Raw genomic sequence first — 16,565 nt, forward strand, 5'->3', positions numbered from 1 at the left:
TGATAAATTGGATTGCCACGTACCCCGACAGGATGACGTTCATGTTCGAGCGCAACGCGAAAAATCCCATCGACACCCTGATCGGCGCTTCCACGCGGATCGAGGGCGACTTGCTGTTTTGCGGCGGTTTGCGCATCGATGGCCATGTGCGCGGCAACGTCACGGGCGAGCCGGGCGACCCCACGTATGTGGTGCTGGGCGAGGCGGGCCGCATCGATGGCGAAGTGCGCTGCTCCAGCCTGGTCGTCAGCGGCGAGATCAACGGCCCCGTGTATGTGTCCGAAATGCTTGAAATCCAGCCAAAAGCCCGCATTGTAGGAGAGGTCTATTACAAGGTGCTGGAAATGCACAGCGGCGCCCTGGTGCAAGGCAAGCTCAGCCGGCACGACAGTGCCGACCCCGTGCTGCACCTGGCCGTATCGGAAATGTGAGCAGGAACAACACCGGCCAGCCGCGCCAGCGGCGGCCGCAGCGCGAGTTGCGCCAACAGTCTATAATGACTTAATGTTTTCTAGTAGGAGTGCCTGATATGAATGCCGTCGCTGAAATGCAAGATGTGATCCCTTCCCCTATTATCTTTACCGATAGCGCTGCCGAAAAAGTCGCGCAGCTGATCGAAGAAGAAGGCAATCCCGACCTGAAATTGCGCGTCTTCGTGCAGGGCGGCGGCTGTTCCGGCTTCCAGTACGGTTTCACCTTCGACGAAATCGTCAACGAAGATGACACCACCATGGTCAAGAACGGCGTCCAGCTGTTGATCGATTCCATGAGCTACCAGTACCTGGTCGGCGCGGAAATCGACTACAAGGATGACCTGGAAGGTGCGCAGTTCGTGATCAAGAATCCGACAGCGACGTCGACCTGCGGTTGCGGTTCGTCTTTCTCGGTATAAGCACACCTGAGAAAACGTCCATGGCGGCGTTGCATTGCCTCGCCGTACTATTCGTACTGTCTTCGGCAATGCGCCTTGCCCTGAACGTTTTTTACGCGCGCCAGTTTGCAGGCGTAATATAAGAATAGCGGATCGTTGATCCGCTATTTGTGTTTCTACGCCGGCTCAGCGCGGGTACAGCGCGCCCAGTACGCGTAAGCCCTGCGCACCCGTCACGGCCGGCAAGTTGCCCGGCTTGCGCTGGTTAAAACGCCAGGCCAGCCAGGCGAATGCCAAGGCTTCGACCTGGCTGGGCGCCACGCCCAGCGCTGCGGTAGATTCCACCGCCATGCCCGGCAATTCAGCGGCCAGCGCCGCCATCAGGCTGGCGTTCCGCGCTCCCCCGCCACACACATACACGGTTTCCGCCTGCGCGCCATCGCGCAGGATGGCCTGCGCCAGGCTGGCGGCCGTCAGCTGCGTCAGCGTCGCCTGCACGTCGGCAGGCTGGGCGCCCGGATGCCTGGCCAGCTTGGTGCTCAGCCAGTCGGCATGGAACAGGTCGCGCCCCGTGCTTTTCGGTGCCGGCAAGTCAAAATACGCTTCATTGAGCAACTCCGCCAGCAGGGCGGGGATGACTTGGCCCGTGGCGGCCCAGGCGCCGTTGGCGTCGTACGGCTGACCCAGGTGTTGCAAGACCCAGCCATCCATCAGCGCATTGCCGGGGCCCGTGTCGTAGCCGGTCACCGTGCCGTCCGCGTGCAGCACGCTGATATTGCCGATGCCGCCGATATTGGCCAGCACGCGCGTGTGGCCGGGCAAATTGAAGATGGCCTGGTGAAAAGCGGGCACCAGCGGCGCGCCCTGGCCGCCGGCCGCCACGTCGCGGCTGCGCAAGTCGGCGATGACGTCGATGCCCGTCAGTTCCGCCAGCAGGGCCGGGTTGTTCAGCTGGCGCGTAAAGCCCAGTTCGGGGCGGTGGCGGATGGTCTGGCCATGCGCGCCGATGGCGGTGATGGCGTCGGCACCGATGCCCGCATTGTTCAATAGCAGGGCGACGCAGTCGGCATAATGGCGCACGAGTTGATTGGCCGCCAGTGCTTCGCGTTCGATTTCATTCTGGCCGGCACTTTGCAAGTCCATCAGGTCGTCGCGCAGGCTGGCGGGAAAGGGAATGTACGCATCGCCCAGGCTGCGCGTGCCGCCATCGTCGGAAAAGTCGACCAGCGCGCCGTCAACGCCGTCCAGGCTGGTGCCCGACATCAAACCGATATACAGCATGGGGTGTTCCTTGAATGCGTCAGTGAAGAAGTGCATTGTGCCGCATTTGTGCCGTACGCAAAAGCGCGCAGAAAAAACAAAAGCGCGCGGGACAAAACAAAGGCACCGGCCATCTGCATGGGCGGTGCCTGTTGCCCGAAGGCAGAGTTGCTTAGCGCGACGCCAGTGCCGTGTCGTTCGGACGCAGCAGGGTGAAGCGGTGCATCATGTCAGCCGACACCATGCGGAAGCGGCTCAGCTCGGCGGCCGTCAATGGCGCCTGGGCTTGTACGTTCAGTTTGCTTGGGTCTTGCGCCACGCCGCCAACGCGGAATTCATAGTGCAAATGGGCGCCCGTCGACCAGCCGGTGGTGCCGACGTAGCCGATCACATCGCCCTGGCTCACTTTTTGACCTTTTTTCAGGCCCGAAGCGAAGCGGCTCATGTGAGCGTAGGCGGTGGTGTAGTTGGCCCAGTGTTTCAGGACAACAACATTACCATAGCCATTTTGCATGCCGACGGAATCGACCACGCCGTCGCCCGAGGCGCGGATAGGGGTGCCCGTTGCTGCGGCGAAATCGATGCCCTTGTGCGCTTTCCAGTTGCCGGAAATCGGGTGCACGCGCATGGAGAAGCCGGACGAGATGCGGGAGAATTCGAGGGGGGATTTCAGGAAGGCTTTTTTGAGGGACTTGCCGTCGAAACTGTAGTAACCGCCGCCTTGCTTGCTGGCTGGGTCTTCGAACCAAACGGACTGGTAAGTCGTGCCGCGGTTGGTGAATTCACCGGCCAGGATGCGGCCCGCTCGGACAAATTCGCCATCTTGCCAGAATGTTTCGTAGACAACATTGAACGAGTCGCCGCGTTTCAGGTCGGAGCGGAAGTCGATATTGGTGGAGAACATTTCCACGATTTGCGCGGAAATCGAGTCTGGCAGGCGGGTGCCGTCCAGGCTGGAGTCGGTGGCGGCGAACAGGGTGGAAGTAATCTTGCGCGCGTGCATTTCAACGCGGCGTTCCAGCTGGGCTGCCACTTCCGTGGCCACGAACTTGTCGCCCTTGCGGGTGATCAGGATGTTCTTGACCGATTTGTCGGTGCCGTCGACGAGCGTGGCGCGCATCCAGTTGAGGTCGCCGTTTTCGGTCGTTTGCGCTTGCACGCGCTTGCCCGATTTCAGCAACATCACGCCGCGCGCGATCTTGTCGGTTTTAATGAAATTGGCGGCCGCCGGATCATCCACGCCGAGACGGGTCAGCAGGGTGGCGAGGGTATCGCCAGCGCGGACTTTTTCTTCGTGGGTGAAATTCTGGTCTACCTGTTCCATCGCGGAAATTTGCGAGGCGAGATCAGGCATTTCCAGGTTCTGGGCGATGGACGTCACCGGCAAGTCCGATGCGTCGGGCGCCATGGGCGACACAGCGACCGCGCCGAAGGCGGCCACGGCGAGCAGCACTGCGGAGGCACCGATAATGCGTGCCTTGCGTGTCGTCGTCAGCTGTGTGTACAAGCGTGAGCCTGTGATTTTATGTATAGGGTTCATGCAATCAGTTAAAATTTGCCCTTGAACGATTCGTGAACTAGTGCTCTTTGTTATTGTTATTTTGGTTCGTTTTCATACGGCAAGATTGATGGGATCGAGCATTATAGCAAACTCCGCAAACCTACTACCATTTTGAGATCTACAGTCAAATTTTATGGAAATCAACACCACCGCATCGCCTACAAAGGCTAACGCCGCTCAGACCGCGCTTCCGCTGTCGGACAGAGTACAAGAAGCCCTCGCGATTACCAAGCGTGGCGTCGACGAACTCTTGATCGAAAGCGAATTTGCGCAAAAATTAGCGCGTTCCGAGAAAACCGGTGTTCCACTGCGCATCAAACTGGGCCTGGACCCGACCGCACCCGACTTGCATCTGGGCCATACTGTCGTGCTGAACAAGATGCGCCAGTTGCAAAACCTCGGCCATCAAGTCATTTTCCTCATTGGCGACTTCACGTCCATGATCGGCGACCCTTCGGGCCGCAATGTCACGCGTCCGCCCCTGACCAAGGAACAGATCGAGATTAACGCGATGACGTATTTCGCGCAAGCATCTTTAGTGTTGGACGCCAGCAAGACCGAAATCCGCTATAACTCCGAATGGTGCGATCCGCTGGGCGCGCGCGGCATCATCCAGCTCGCTTCCCACTACACGGTGGCGCGCATGATCGAGCGCGACGACTTCACCAAGCGTTTCCAGGGCGGCATTCCTATTTCCGTGCATGAATTCCTGTACCCGCTGATGCAGGGCTATGACTCGGTGGCCCTGAAGTCGGACCTGGAACTGGGCGGCACGGACCAGAAGTTCAACCTGCTGGTGGGCCGCGAACTGCAAAAGCAGTACGGACAGGAGCAGCAGTGTATTTTGACCATGCCTCTGCTGGAAGGTTTGGATGGCGTGGAAAAAATGTCCAAGTCGAAGAATAACTACATCGGCATCACGGAACCGGGCAACACCATGTTTGCCAAGCTGATGAGCATTTCCGACGTCATGATGTGGCGCTACTACGAGCTGCTGTCGTGGCGCTCGATCGCCGAACTGGCGCAACTGAAGCGCGAAGTCGAGGAAGGCCGCAATCCGCGCGATGCCAAGGTTGCGCTGGCGCAAGAAATCGTCGCCCGTTTCCACTCGCAGCAGGCGGCCGAAGATGCGCTGGCCGACTTCGTCAACCGCTCGAAGGGTGGCATTCCCGACGATATCCCGGAAGTGACCTTGGCCGGCGCCCCGCTGGGCATCCCGCAACTGCTGAAACAGGCGGGCCTGTGCCCATCGACGTCGGAAGCCATGCGCAAGATCGACCAGGGCGGCGTGCGCATCGACGGCACCGTGATCAGCGACAAGGGCTTGCAAGTGGAAGCCGGTCAGTTCGTGTTGCAAGTTGGCAAGCGCAGTTTCGCGCGCGTCACCTTGACGGCATGATCGCGCTGCTGCAGCGCGTTACGCAGGCGAAAGTCGACGTCGGCGGCGCCACCGTCGGCGCCATCGACGCCGGCCTGATGGTGCTCGTGTGTGCCGAACGGGGCGATACGGAGAAGGAAGCGGACGCCCTGCTGACCAAGCTGCTCGGCTACCGCGTGTTTGCCGATGACGCCGGCAAGATGAACCGCAGCGTGACGGACGTGGCTGGCGGCTTGCTGCTGGTGCCGCAGTTCACCTTGGCGGCCGACACCAAGTCCGGCACGCGACCGTCGTTCACGCCGGCGGCCGCGCCGCAGGACGGCTTGCGCCTGTTTTCGCATTTCGTGGAGCAGGCGCGCAGCCGCCATGCGACCGTGCAAACGGGGCAGTTCGGCGCCGACATGCAGGTGTCGCTGACGAACGACGGCCCCGTCACGTTCTGGCTGCAAGTGAACGCGAAGTAAACCTACTGCGCGTCGCCATTTGCGGCCTGCGATGCTCACTGTGCTTCAGCACAGTTGCGCTTCTCGGCCACAACTGGTTGCCGCTCGCTACGGTTTATTATTGAAATAATAATTATAAAGAGGAGCAAACGATGAAATTGTGGAGCGAGACGTTTCGTGATGGCGGCCTGATGCCGGCCGAGTATGCCTTTGCCGAGATCGATCCGGCCAGCCGCGTGCGCCTCGCCGGCAACCGCAATCCCCATCTGGCCTGGGACGAGGTGCCGAACGGCACCGAGTCGCTGGCCCTGTTCTGCATCGACCCCGATGCGCCGCAAGACGCCAGCCTGGCCAACCGCGACGATCAGTCCCTGCCGCTGACGGCGCTGCGCGGCGACTTTTATCACTGGAGCTTGCTTGACTTGCCGCCGGCCATGCGGCTGATTGCCGCCGGAGAGTTTTCCAGCGGCATTACGCCGCGCGGCAAGCCTGCCGCTACCGGGTTGCGCCAGGGCATCAATGACTACACGGGCTGGTTTGCCGCCGACCCGGACATGGCTGGCGACTATTACGGCTACGATGGCCCGTGCCCGCCGTGGAATGACGAGCGCATCCACCACTACATTTTCCGCCTGTATGCGCTCGACGTGCCGCAGCTGGCCTTGCCCGAGCGTTTTACGGGGCAGCAAGCGCATGCCGCCCTGTACGGCCACATCCTCGACGAAGCCCAGCTCGTCGTTGCCTATTCGCTCAATCCCGAGTTGGCACTTACTCTGAAGAAATAACGCATGAGCACCACGATTTTACTGATACGCCATGGCGAGACGGCCTGGAATGCGGGCCGCCGCCTGCAGGGCCATATCGACATCGCCCTGAACGAGGCGGGCCTGGCGCAAGCGGGGGCGCTGGGGCAGGCGCTGGCGGACGAACCGCTGGCCGCCATCATCGCCAGCGATCTGCAGCGCGCGCAGCAGACGGCGCAAGCCGTGGCCGACGTGAACAAGCTGCCCGTGCAGACGGATCCCTTGCTGCGCGAGCGCTGCTATGGCGCTTTCGAAGGCTTGCTGTATGCCGACATCGCGGCGCGCTACCCGCATGAGTATGCGCAGTGGCAATCGCGTCAGATCGACGCCGTGATGCCGTCGGGCGAACGCGAGGCCGAGAGTTTTCGCCAGTTCTATGCGCGCGCGAATGGCGCCATCGCCCGCTGGGGCCGGGAATATGACGGCCAGACGATCGCCATCGTGGCCCATGGCGGCGTGCTCGAGTGCGCCTACCGCGAGGCGGTCGGCATGACGCTCGACAGTCCGCGCGACTTCCAGGTGAAAAATGCCAGCGTCAACCGCTTTTCGTATGCCGACGGCAAGTTGCATTTAGTGCACTGGGGAAATATCGAACATCTGAGCGCGCCCGCGATGGACGAGCTGGGCTAAGCGGCGCGATTGCCGCTCTGACGCACTGAGCCAAAAAATAGTGCTTATTAATTAGGCAGGGAATCGGTTAAAATAGCAGGTTCCTCCGTCCCGTCCAGGTTCTTCAGTGCAAATCGGCCCTCACATTCTGCGCAACAACGTTTTCGTCGCTCCCATGGCCGGCGTGACGGATCGGCCTTTCCGCCAGTTGTGCAAACAATTGGGGGCAGGCTATGCCGTGTCGGAGATGGCGGCGTCGAATCCGCGCCTGTGGGCGACGGAAAAAAGCACGCGCCGCACGGACCACGACGGTGAAATGGAGCCGAAGGCCGTGCAGATCGCCGGCGCCGATCCGCAAGACCTGGCCGATTGCGCCAAGTTCAACGTGGACCGGGGCGCGCAGATCATCGACATCAACATGGGTTGCCCCGTGAAGAAGGTGTGCAACAGCTGGTGCGGTTCGGCCCTGTTGCAAAACGAAAGCCTGGTCGAAAAGATTTTGCACGCCGTCGTCAATGCCGTCGACGTGCCCGTCACCCTGAAATTTCGCACGGGCTGGAACCGTGAAAACAAGAACGCTCTGAAAATTGCCCGCATCGCCGAGCAAGCCGGCATCCAGATGCTGACTTTGCACGGCCGCACGCGCGCCGATGGCTACAAGGGCGATGCCGAATATGAAACTATTGCCGCTGTGAAAGCATCGGTGGGCATCCCCGTGGTGGCCAATGGCGACATTACCAGCCCGGAAAAGGCCCGCTTTGTGCTCGATCAAACGGGCGCCGATGCCGTCATGATCGGTCGCGCGGCGCAGGGTAGGCCGTGGATTTGCCGCGAGATCGACCATTTCCTGCGCACCGGCACCTTATTGCCGGCGCCGTATGTGGATGAAGTACGCACCCTGATGGACGAGCATTTGCGCGCCCATTACGCGTTTTACGGTGAATTCCTCGGCGTGCGCACGGCGCGCAAGCACATCGGCTGGTACGTCAAGGATCTGGAAGGCGGTGAAGCGTTCCGGCAGCAAATGAACTTGCTCGAGTCGACGGAGGCGCAGTTGCAGGCCGTCGATCAATTTTTTGAGTCGCAATGGAAATTTGGCGAACGGTTACAATACCGCCTCTCCGAATCCAGTGAAAGTGGCCTGATCGATGTGATCGAACCTGCGGCCACGGCAGCATGAGCAGATAGCAACAAGCAGCATAAGTCAGTGACCAGCAGTACAAGGGCGAGCGCCTATACAGAGCGTCATGCAATATTAATTACAACACCGAGGCAGCAGGACAGCGCGCGGACCGCATCAGCGGCGCGGCGTCGGATTGCCAGGTGTTCAGCCGGTTGAAGCATACAAATGAGCAAAGAAAGCATTCAGGAAGTCGTACAGAAAAGTCTAGAAGATTACTTCAATGACCTGGGCGAACAGCAAGCATCGAATATCTACGACATGGTCGTGCTGACCGTGGAAAAACCCATCCTGGAAGTCGTGATGACACGCGCCGATGGCAACCAGTCGCACGCCGCGCAGATGCTGGGCATCAACCGCAACACCCTGCGCAAGAAATTGCAGGAGCACGGTTTGCTGTAATGCCGGCATGCAAGTGACGCCAAGATTTGAATCCGCCGCCGCCTCAGCCAGACGACTGAGCGGCGCCATTCGCCAAGAACACTTAACCACCTAGCCACAGCCATGATCAAACAAGCTCTCCTCTCCGTTTCCGACAAGACCGGCGTTCTCGAATTCGCCCGCGCCCTGTCCGCCCTCGGCGTCAACCTCCTGTCCACCGGCGGCACCGCCAAATTGCTGGCAGACAACGGTGTTCCTGTCACGGAAGTTGCCGATTACACGGGTTTCCCGGAGATGCTCGATGGCCGTGTGAAGACCCTGCACCCGAAAGTGCACGGCGGTATCCTGGCGCGCCGCGATTTCCCTGAGCACATGTCGAAACTGGTCGAGCACGACATGCCGACCATCGACATGGTGGTGGTCAACCTGTACCCGTTCCAGGGCACGGTGGCCAAGGCTGATTGCACGCTGGAAGATGCGATCGAAAACATCGATATCGGCGGCCCGACCATGCTGCGTTCGGCTGCCAAGAACCACAAGGACGTGGTCGTCATCTGCGATCCGAGCGACTACGACGCGGTGCTGGCGGAAATGCGCTCGGTCGACGGCAAGGCGGGCGACGTCAGCTACGACACCAAGTTCATGCTGGCGAAAAAAGTCTTTGCGCACACGGCGCAATACGATGGCGCCATCACCAATTACCTGACCAGCCTGGGCCCGACGAAGGTGCACGCCGAGCGCGGCGCCTATCCGCAAGTGCTCAACGTGGCCTTTGAAAAAGTGCAAGACATGCGCTACGGTGAAAACCCGCACCAGAGCGCCGCCTTCTACCGCGACCTCGTCACCATCGATGGCGCGCTGGCCAACTACCGCCAGCTGCAAGGCAAGGAATTGTCGTACAACAACATCGCCGATGCCGATGCGGCCTGGGAATGCGTGAAGAGCATGGGCGGCTTCGAGCAAAGCGCTGCCTGCGTCATCGTCAAGCACGCGAACCCATGCGGCGTAGCCCTGGGCAAGAATGCGGCGGAAGCGTATGCGCGCGCCCTGCAGACGGACCCGACCTCGGCCTTTGGCGGCATCATCGCGTTTAATACCGAACTGGACGGCGCCACCGCCGGCGAGATCGCCAAGCTGTTCGTCGAAGTGCTGATCGCCCCGTCGTTCTCGGCGGAAGCGAAACAGATTCTGTCGAGCAAGCAAAACGTGCGCATGCTGGAAATCCCGCTGGGCAATGGCGTCAACGCCATGGACTTCAAGCGCGTCGGTGGCGGTCTGCTGGTGCAATCGCCGGATGCGAAAAACGTCGGTATCGGCGACTTGCGCGTCGTCAGCAAGCTGCAGCCAACGCCGCAGCAATTGTCCGACCTGATGTTCGCCTGGAAAGTGGCGAAATTCGTCAAGTCGAACGCCATCGTCTTCTGCGGCAATAACATGACCCTGGGCGTGGGCGCTGGCCAGATGAGCCGCATCGACTCGGCCCGCATCGCCTCGATCAAGGCGCAAAACGCCGGCCTGTCGCTGACCGGTTCCGTGGTGGCGTCGGACGCCTTCTTCCCCTTCCGCGACGGCCTCGACGTCGTCGTCGACGCGGGCGCGACCTGCGTCATCCACCCGGGCGGCTCCATGCGCGACCAGGAAGTGATCGATGCGGCGGACGAGCGCGGTGTCGTTATGCTGTACACAGGCACGCGTCACTTCCGCCATTGATATGGAACAGGCCGGGATTCAATACCCCGGCCGGCAGTAACTCAGCGGCAGGCACCGGTTATTCACCGGTGCCTGCCGTATTCATTATAGAATCTGGCGATGATTATTCTTGGCATCGATCCTGGCCTGCGCACGACCGGCTTTGGGGTCATTGAAAAACACGGCAACAAGCTGCGCTATATCGCGTCGGGCACCGTCAAGACGGGTTCCGAAGGGGAATTGCCGCCGCGCCTGAAGGTCATCTTGCGGGGCGTGAGCGAAATCGTCGGCACCTACCAGCCCGACTGCGCGGCCATCGAAAAAGTGTTTGTCAACGTCAATCCCCAATCGACCTTGCTGCTGGGCCAGGCGCGCGGCGCGGCCATTTGCGCGCTGGTCAATTCCGACCTGTCGGTGGCTGAATACACGGCCCTGCAAGTCAAACAGGCCGTCACGGGCCACGGCAAGGCGGCCAAGGAGCAGGTACAGGAAATGGTGTCGCGGCTGTTGTCACTGCCCGGCTTGCCCGGCACGGATGCGGCCGATGCCCTGGGCGTGGCCATTTGCCACGCCAACAGCATCGATGCGCTGGCCATGCTCGGCGCCTTGGCACCGCAATTGCAGGGTCTGCGCATGAAGCGCGGCCGGTTGGTCGGATAGCTGCATGGCTCTCATATATATACACAACATTAGGAACACGCGATGATAGGCCGTCTCTCCGGTATTTTGCTTGAAAAGAATCCGCCACAATTGCTGGTCGATTGCCAGGGCGTCGGCTATGAAGTCGACGTGCCGATGAGCACTTTTTACAACTTGCCCCACGTGGGCGAAAAAGTCGTGCTGTTCACGCACCAGGCCATCCGCGAAGATGCGCATCTGCTGTTTGGCTTCGGCAATGCGGCCGAACGGGCCGTGTTCCGCCAGTTGATCAAGATCACGGGCGTGGGCGCGCGCATGGCGCTGTCGATTCTGTCCGGCATGACGATCGCCGACCTGGCGCAGGCAATCACCCTGCAGGATTCCGGCCGCCTCGTGAAAGTGCCGGGCATCGGCAAGAAGACGGCCGAACGTTTATTACTGGAATTGAAGGGCAAGATCGGTGCCGATCTTGGCCCGCTGGGCGCGCATGCGGCGCCGGACGCCCAATCGGACATCTTGAATGCGCTGGTCGCGCTCGGCTATTCGGACAAGGAAGCGCTGGCCGCCGTGAAGAACGTGCCGGCAGGCAGCGGCGTCTCGGACGGCATCAAACTGGCGCTGAAAGCGCTGTCGAAAGGCTGATAGGGCATGAGCATCCAGACCGACAGCTTCACGGAACAGCGCATCATCGACGCGGCCCCCATCTCGCACAACGAAGAGGCCATCGAACGGGCCTTGCGCCCGAAGCAACTCGACGAGTATGTGGGGCAGGAAAAGATCCGCGACCAGCTCGAGATCTTCATCACGGCCGCGCGCCAGCGCAAGGAAGCGCTCGACCACACCTTGCTGTTCGGCCCGCCGGGCCTGGGCAAGACGACCCTGGCGCACATCATCGCGCGCGAAATGGGCGTCAATCTGCGCCAGACCTCCGGCCCCGTGCTGGAGCGCCCGGGCGACCTGGCGGCGATCCTGACCAACCTGGAAGCGAACGACGTCCTGTTCATCGATGAAATCCACCGGCTGTCGCCCGTCGTGGAAGAGATCTTGTATCCGGCCCTTGAAGATTACCAGATCGATATCATGATCGGCGAAGGCCCGGCCGCCCGGTCCGTCAAGCTCGACCTGCAACCGTTCACATTGGTGGGCGCCACCACGCGCGCCGGCATGCTGACCAATCCGCTGCGCGACCGTTTCGGCATCGTCGCGCGGCTGGAGTTCTACAACACGGGCGAGCTGACGAAGATCGTCACGCGCAGCGCCGCCTTGCTGAAGGCGCCGATCGACCCGGAAGGCGCGCATGAAATCGCCCAGCGCGCCCGTGGCACGCCCCGCATCGCCAACCGTTTGCTGCGCCGCGTACGCGATTTCGCGGAAGTCAAAAGCAATGGCGAGATCACCAAGGTGGTGGCCGACCGCGCGCTGGCCATGCTCGACGTCGATTCCGTCGGCTTCGACGTGATGGACCGCAAGCTGCTCGAAGCCGTGCTGTTCAAGTTCGGCGGCGGCCCCGTCGGCATCGGGAATTTGGCGGCGGCCATCGGCGAAGCGGCCGATACCATCGAAGACGTGCTGGAACCGTATCTGATACAGCAAGGTTTCCTGCAGCGCACGCCGCGTGGCCGGGTCGCCACACCGGCCGCCTATCTGCACTTCGGCGTCAGCGCGCCGCGCATCGGCCCGAGCGGCGAAGCGTGGGAACTGTGATGGCGGACGGCAGCCAGCAGCCTATCGAGGGCATGCAGATCTGGATCGACGCCGATGCCTGTCCCGTCGTCATCAAGGAAATTTTGTACAGAGTCGCCGACCGCCTGGAGTTGCCGCTCACCCTGGTGGCCAACCAGGGCTTGCGCGTGCCGCCGTCGCGCTTCATCCGCACCGTGCAAGTGCCGTCCGGCGCCGACGTGGCGGACCAGGAAATCGTGCGCCTGCTCAACCCTGGCGACCTGGTGATCACGGGCGACATCCCGCTGGCCGCCGACGTGCTGGCCAAGGGCGGCTATGCGCTCAATCCGCGCGGCGAGTTTTACACGAAGGACAATATCGCCCAGCAACTGACGATGCGCGCCTTCATGGAGGAATTGCGCAGCGGCGGCGTGGACACGGGCGGCCCGGCCGCCTTCAGCCAGTCCGACCGGCAGCAGTTCGCGAATAGCCTGGACCGGCATTTGAGCAAGCACCACCGCAAGCGGACCCCGGCGCAGTAAGCGGTGGACGAAAAAAACTGTGGACGAAAAAAAACCGGCGCAAGCCGGTTTTTTTGTGCGCATGAAACTTAACGCGCGACTTTTCTCGTGCCCACCACTTCCACCGTCACGCGGCGGTTCTTGGCGCGGCCGGCGGCAGTCGTGTTGTCGGCTACGGGTTGCGTTTCTCCCTTGCCTTCCGTGTAGACGCGGCTCGTTTCCACGCCTTGCGCCACCAGGTAAGCCTTCACGGCTTCGGCGCGGCGCTGCGACAGTTTCTGGTTGTAGGCGTCGGAACCGATGGCATCCGTATGACCGACCGTGACGATGACTTCCAGATCCATGCCCGTCAACTGACCGAGCAGCTGGTCCAGTGCCGCCTTGCCTTGCGGCTTGAGCGTCGATTGATCGAAATCAAACAGCGCTTCGGAAGCAAACGACACTTTTTCCGCCACGGGCACCGGCGCGGGCTTGGCTTCGATCAGCGGCGCCGGCATGGCGACGACTGGGGCGACTTCGGGTGCCGGCTGGTAGGCCGGCGTGGCGCTGGCCGGGCGGCCCAGTTTATACACGAGGCTGACGGAATACAGGTCCGCATCGCCACGGTTGCCCACGGCGTCGTTCAAGCGATAACGCTCGACTTCGCCGCGCAGGGCCAGCGCTTCGCTGAACTTGTATTCCAGGCCCAGGCCCAGCTTGGCATTGAGCTTGCGCTCGCTGGCATGCGTATTGGTCGAGCCCAGCAGGCGGTTGCCGCTGAACTCCGTGTTGGTCTTGGTATAGTGCATGCCGACACGGCCCAGCAGGGACAGGCGCTGCGACAGCGGCAGCTGGCCCAGCAAGTCCAGGTTCACGCCGCGAAAGCCCGCTTCACCGTTGAGTACGCCATTGCCGCTGGTGGCCGACTGGAAATTGAACTTGCCCAGGTCGAAGTAACCGCCTTCCACGGCGACATACTGGTTCAGTTGCCGGCCGACAAACAGTTTATAGCCCGTGTCGCGCTGGTCTTTGGTGAAACCGGTGACGGTTTCACCGTTGGCGGCCAGGCTGGCGCGCAGGCGCGGCTCGTCGATGGTGGCGCGCGACTGGCCCACGCCCGCGCCGATGTACCAGGCGCTGTTGGCCCAGTCCGGGTTGATGAAAGTGTTGTCCTGCGCCTGCGCCGCTTGCGCTGCCAGCAGCGAGGCCGTCATCACGCTCAGGGCGCCCAGTGTGTGTGCGATAGTCATGGTCATGTCCCGATTATTTGGTGATCTGATTGTTGCGCAGGGTCACGGCGGCAGCCGTCAGCACGCGGCCATTGAGCAGGGTCGTGTTGTCGCCCACCGTGATGGCGGCCGACTGGCCCAGGATATTGCCCTTGAAGACGCTGTTCGCGGCCAGGGTGGTGGGGCCGACGGGCAGCCAGCTGACGTTGTCGGCGGTGGCGCCGTTGTTCAGGGCAACCACCGAATTGACGGTCGAATCGAGCGTCAGCGCCGTGCGGAAGATATACACGCCGGGACCGTTCAACGTCAACGTCCCCGTGATGCTGATGGCGCCCGCATAGCAATACACGCCGGGACCGAAGGTCTGGCCACCGAGGTCGATGCCGCCGGCAAAGTTGACGTCGCAAGTGCGGCTGTTGCCGTCCGTGATCGCCGCTTGCAAATCCGTCATGGCGCCGGCCAGGATGGCACCCGACTTGTAGTTGGTAAAACCTGCCGCCTGGGTCGGATCGACCGTTTGCGAAGGCGCACCGACGTCGCCCGTGATCAGGGTGGTGCCGCCCGAATTGTTGGTGATCGAGGTGCCGGCCAGCACGCCGAATGGCGCAGCGCGACCCAGGACGATCGGGTTCAGGACGGGCGGGATGGCGACGGCGGTGACGGTCAACAGCGCGCTGCCCGATTGGCCGCCGGCCGTGGCCGTGATGTTGCTGGTGCCGACGGCGATGCCGGTGGCGACGCCCGTGTTCAATACCGTGGCATTGGCGACGGTGCCCGAGGTCCAGGCGGCGCCGCCGGTGATGATGGCGTTCGAGCTATCCGAATACGTTGCGGTGGCAATGAATTGTTGCTGGGTGCCGACAGCGATGCTGGCGGTGGCCGGCGTGACGGCGATGCTGACGATGGTGGCGGAAGGCACGGTGACGGTGGTGCTGGCCGTCTTGCCGTTGAAGCTGGCATTCATGACGCTGGTACCGAAGGCAACGCCGGTGACGAGGCCGCCGTTGGCGACGCTGGCGAAAGCGGGCGTGGCGGCAACGAAGCTGCTGCCGGCCGTGACATTCACAATGCTGCCATCCGAATACGTGGCAAGGACGGCCAGCTGGCGCGTCGCGGCGACGGGAATGACGGGGTTTTGCGGCGTAACGGCGATAGTCAGCAAGGTTGCCGGCGTGACGGTCAGCACGGCGCTGGCGCTCTTGCCGCCGAACGCGGCAGCAACGTTCGAAGTGCCGACAGCGATGCCGCTGCTCAAGCCCGTGGCGGCATTGACGGTGGCATTGGCCGGCGTGGCCGATGTCCAGGCCGCCTTGGCGCTGACGTCTTGCGAGGAGCCGTCGCTATACGTGGCGATGGCCGTAAATTGCTGGCCGGCACCGATGGCGACCGTGGCCGTGGCTGGCGTGACGGCCAGACTGGACAGGGTGGCGCCCGGCAAGCCGAGGATGGGATCGCGTCCCTGGTCGCCGCCGCCGCAACCGGCCAGGGCGGTCAGGGCCAGAAAACCTGCCGAGACGAGCAGCGGATTCAGATATCGCTTGAAGAGGTTCATATAGTTCCTTTGTGCATGGCAATCATTGCCGGGCATCCGCGGATGAGGTCATCCGGCAGAGCCATGCCGCTTTTCGCTACAGGCGATGGCGTCACAGGCATGCACTATTTCATTTAGGAAACTGGAGGTATGTACGCTGGCGCGCTTAGCTTGCCCGCATGTGGAAATACGCGCGAATGCGCGGAATTCGGCCTGGAAAACAACAGGTTTGCCGCAGCAGGGCGCAAAAAAGCCGGCGCAGGGCCGGCTTCGACAGGGCAGGGCGGACGGTGCTTACTCTTCGCGCACCCACGTCTGCGAGCGGCCAAACATCGGCACGCCGACATAGCCGCGCACTTTCAGCTTGGTGCCGCCTTCAATCAGTTCGGCCTTGCTCTTGTAGGTCTTGCCATTGGCCGGGTCCATGATTTCGCCGCCGGTCCATTCCTTGCCGTCATATTTCAGGCCGGACAGGATCACCAGGCCGACGATGGGCTGGTCCTTGTTGGCGCCCGTGCACTTGTCGCACTTGGGATTTTGCTCTTCGTTCGGGCCACGGAACAGCTTGTCGATCTTGCCTTGCAAGACGCCGTTGCTTTCCGTGATGACGACGAGGGATTTCGGCTTGCCGCTGGCGTCGTCGATGGTTTTCCACGTGCCGACGGGGGTGTGGTTGTCATCGCGCGCGGCGGCGCTGCCGGCGATGGCCAGGGCGGCCACCAGTACGCTTGCTTTGAAAATTTTATGCATTGCTAGTCTCCAATGGTTTTCTTGATCGGGTCACGAACAGTGTATATACCAAGGCAAGACCAGCCATCCTGCGCGGCGT

General features: G+C 61.8%; 18 protein-coding genes. 13 read left to right on the top strand and 5 right to left on the bottom strand.

Annotated elements, in window-relative coordinates; genetic code table 11:
• Positions 1 to 41 precede the first annotated feature (41 nt).
• Positions 42 to 431 (top strand): bactofilin family protein, encoded by a 390-nt coding sequence (locus GCN78_RS21665; protein ID WP_131376556.1) that lies wholly within the window; start codon positions 42 to 44, stop codon positions 429 to 431.
• 98 nt (positions 432 to 529) lie between these two features.
• Positions 530 to 892, top strand: coding sequence for an iron-sulfur cluster insertion protein ErpA (erpA, locus tag GCN78_RS21670; RefSeq protein WP_029496047.1), 363 nt, complete (start codon positions 530 to 532; stop codon positions 890 to 892).
• Between the two features lie 165 nt (positions 893 to 1,057).
• Here erpA and GCN78_RS21675 read toward each other — a convergent pair whose 3' ends face one another.
• Positions 1,058 to 2,152, bottom strand: coding sequence for an anhydro-N-acetylmuramic acid kinase (locus GCN78_RS21675; RefSeq protein ID WP_152253545.1), 1,095 nt, complete (start codon positions 2,150 to 2,152; stop codon positions 1,058 to 1,060).
• 151 nt (positions 2,153 to 2,303) lie between these two features.
• Complete coding sequence (locus GCN78_RS21680; protein ID WP_152253546.1) at positions 2,304 to 3,671, bottom strand: M23 family metallopeptidase; 1,368 nt, start codon at positions 3,669 to 3,671, stop codon at positions 2,304 to 2,306.
• 154 nt (positions 3,672 to 3,825) lie between these two features.
• On the opposite strand from GCN78_RS21680, the gene tyrS reads away from it, so the two are divergent.
• From tyrS to GCN78_RS21735, 11 genes are all read left to right on the top strand, one after another.
• On the top strand, positions 3,826 to 5,091 hold the full coding sequence (gene tyrS, locus GCN78_RS21685) for a tyrosine--tRNA ligase (protein ID WP_152253547.1): 1,266 nt from the start codon (positions 3,826 to 3,828) through the stop codon (positions 5,089 to 5,091).
• Positions 5,088 to 5,534 (top strand): D-aminoacyl-tRNA deacylase, encoded by a 447-nt coding sequence (gene dtd / locus GCN78_RS21690; RefSeq protein WP_152253548.1) that lies wholly within the window; start codon positions 5,088 to 5,090, stop codon positions 5,532 to 5,534. Before tyrS ends, dtd begins: the two co-directional genes overlap by 4 nt.
• Positions 5,535 to 5,665: 131 nt before the next feature.
• The gene (locus tag GCN78_RS21695) at positions 5,666 to 6,298 is read left to right on the top strand and encodes a YbhB/YbcL family Raf kinase inhibitor-like protein (RefSeq protein ID WP_152253549.1); all 633 of its coding nucleotides are present in this window, start codon (positions 5,666 to 5,668) and stop codon (positions 6,296 to 6,298) included.
• Between the two features lie 3 nt (positions 6,299 to 6,301).
• Positions 6,302 to 6,946, top strand: a complete 645-nt coding sequence (locus tag GCN78_RS21700) for a histidine phosphatase family protein (RefSeq protein ID WP_152253550.1) — start codon at positions 6,302 to 6,304, stop codon at positions 6,944 to 6,946.
• 106 nt (positions 6,947 to 7,052) lie between these two features.
• Positions 7,053 to 8,105 (top strand): tRNA dihydrouridine synthase DusB, encoded by a 1,053-nt coding sequence (gene dusB, locus GCN78_RS21705; RefSeq protein ID WP_152253551.1) that lies wholly within the window; start codon positions 7,053 to 7,055, stop codon positions 8,103 to 8,105.
• 168 nt (positions 8,106 to 8,273) lie between these two features.
• Positions 8,274 to 8,507 (top strand): helix-turn-helix domain-containing protein, encoded by a 234-nt coding sequence (locus GCN78_RS21710; RefSeq protein WP_008445162.1) that lies wholly within the window; start codon positions 8,274 to 8,276, stop codon positions 8,505 to 8,507.
• Between the two features lie 102 nt (positions 8,508 to 8,609).
• Positions 8,610 to 10,196 (top strand): bifunctional phosphoribosylaminoimidazolecarboxamide formyltransferase/IMP cyclohydrolase, encoded by a 1,587-nt coding sequence (purH, locus tag GCN78_RS21715; protein WP_152253552.1) that lies wholly within the window; start codon positions 8,610 to 8,612, stop codon positions 10,194 to 10,196.
• Positions 10,197 to 10,295: 99 nt separating this feature from the next.
• Entirely contained in the window at positions 10,296 to 10,835 is a 540-nt protein-coding gene (gene ruvC, locus GCN78_RS21720) for a crossover junction endodeoxyribonuclease RuvC (RefSeq protein ID WP_152253553.1), read from the top strand.
• Between the two features lie 42 nt (positions 10,836 to 10,877).
• Positions 10,878 to 11,456, top strand: coding sequence for a Holliday junction branch migration protein RuvA (gene ruvA, locus GCN78_RS21725; protein WP_034784779.1), 579 nt, complete (start codon positions 10,878 to 10,880; stop codon positions 11,454 to 11,456).
• 6 nt (positions 11,457 to 11,462) lie between these two features.
• Positions 11,463 to 12,518 (top strand): Holliday junction branch migration DNA helicase RuvB, encoded by a 1,056-nt coding sequence (gene ruvB / locus GCN78_RS21730; protein ID WP_152253554.1) that lies wholly within the window; start codon positions 11,463 to 11,465, stop codon positions 12,516 to 12,518.
• Between the two features lie 32 nt (positions 12,519 to 12,550).
• Positions 12,551 to 13,018 carry a YaiI/YqxD family protein gene (locus GCN78_RS21735; RefSeq protein WP_152253620.1) on the top strand — a complete coding sequence of 156 codons (468 nt, stop codon included), beginning with the start codon at positions 12,551 to 12,553 and terminating at the stop codon, positions 13,016 to 13,018.
• Between the two features lie 68 nt (positions 13,019 to 13,086).
• Here GCN78_RS21735 and GCN78_RS21740 read toward each other — a convergent pair whose 3' ends face one another.
• The 3 genes from GCN78_RS21740 to GCN78_RS21750 form a co-directional block, all read right to left on the bottom strand.
• A complete protein-coding gene (locus tag GCN78_RS21740; protein WP_152253555.1) occupies positions 13,087 to 14,226 on the bottom strand; it encodes an OmpA family protein in 1,140 nt (379 codons plus the stop codon).
• Between the two features lie 13 nt (positions 14,227 to 14,239).
• Positions 14,240 to 15,757, bottom strand: a complete 1,518-nt coding sequence (locus tag GCN78_RS21745; protein WP_152253556.1) for an ice-binding family protein — start codon at positions 15,755 to 15,757, stop codon at positions 14,240 to 14,242.
• Between the two features lie 273 nt (positions 15,758 to 16,030).
• A complete protein-coding gene (locus GCN78_RS21750) occupies positions 16,031 to 16,486 on the bottom strand; it encodes a DUF2147 domain-containing protein (RefSeq protein WP_152253557.1) in 456 nt (151 codons plus the stop codon).
• Positions 16,487 to 16,565 lie beyond the last annotated feature (79 nt).

The sequence above is a fragment of the Janthinobacterium rivuli genome, from assembly GCF_009208735.1.
In the GTDB taxonomy this organism is placed as follows: Bacteria; Pseudomonadota; Gammaproteobacteria; order Burkholderiales; family Burkholderiaceae_D; genus Janthinobacterium.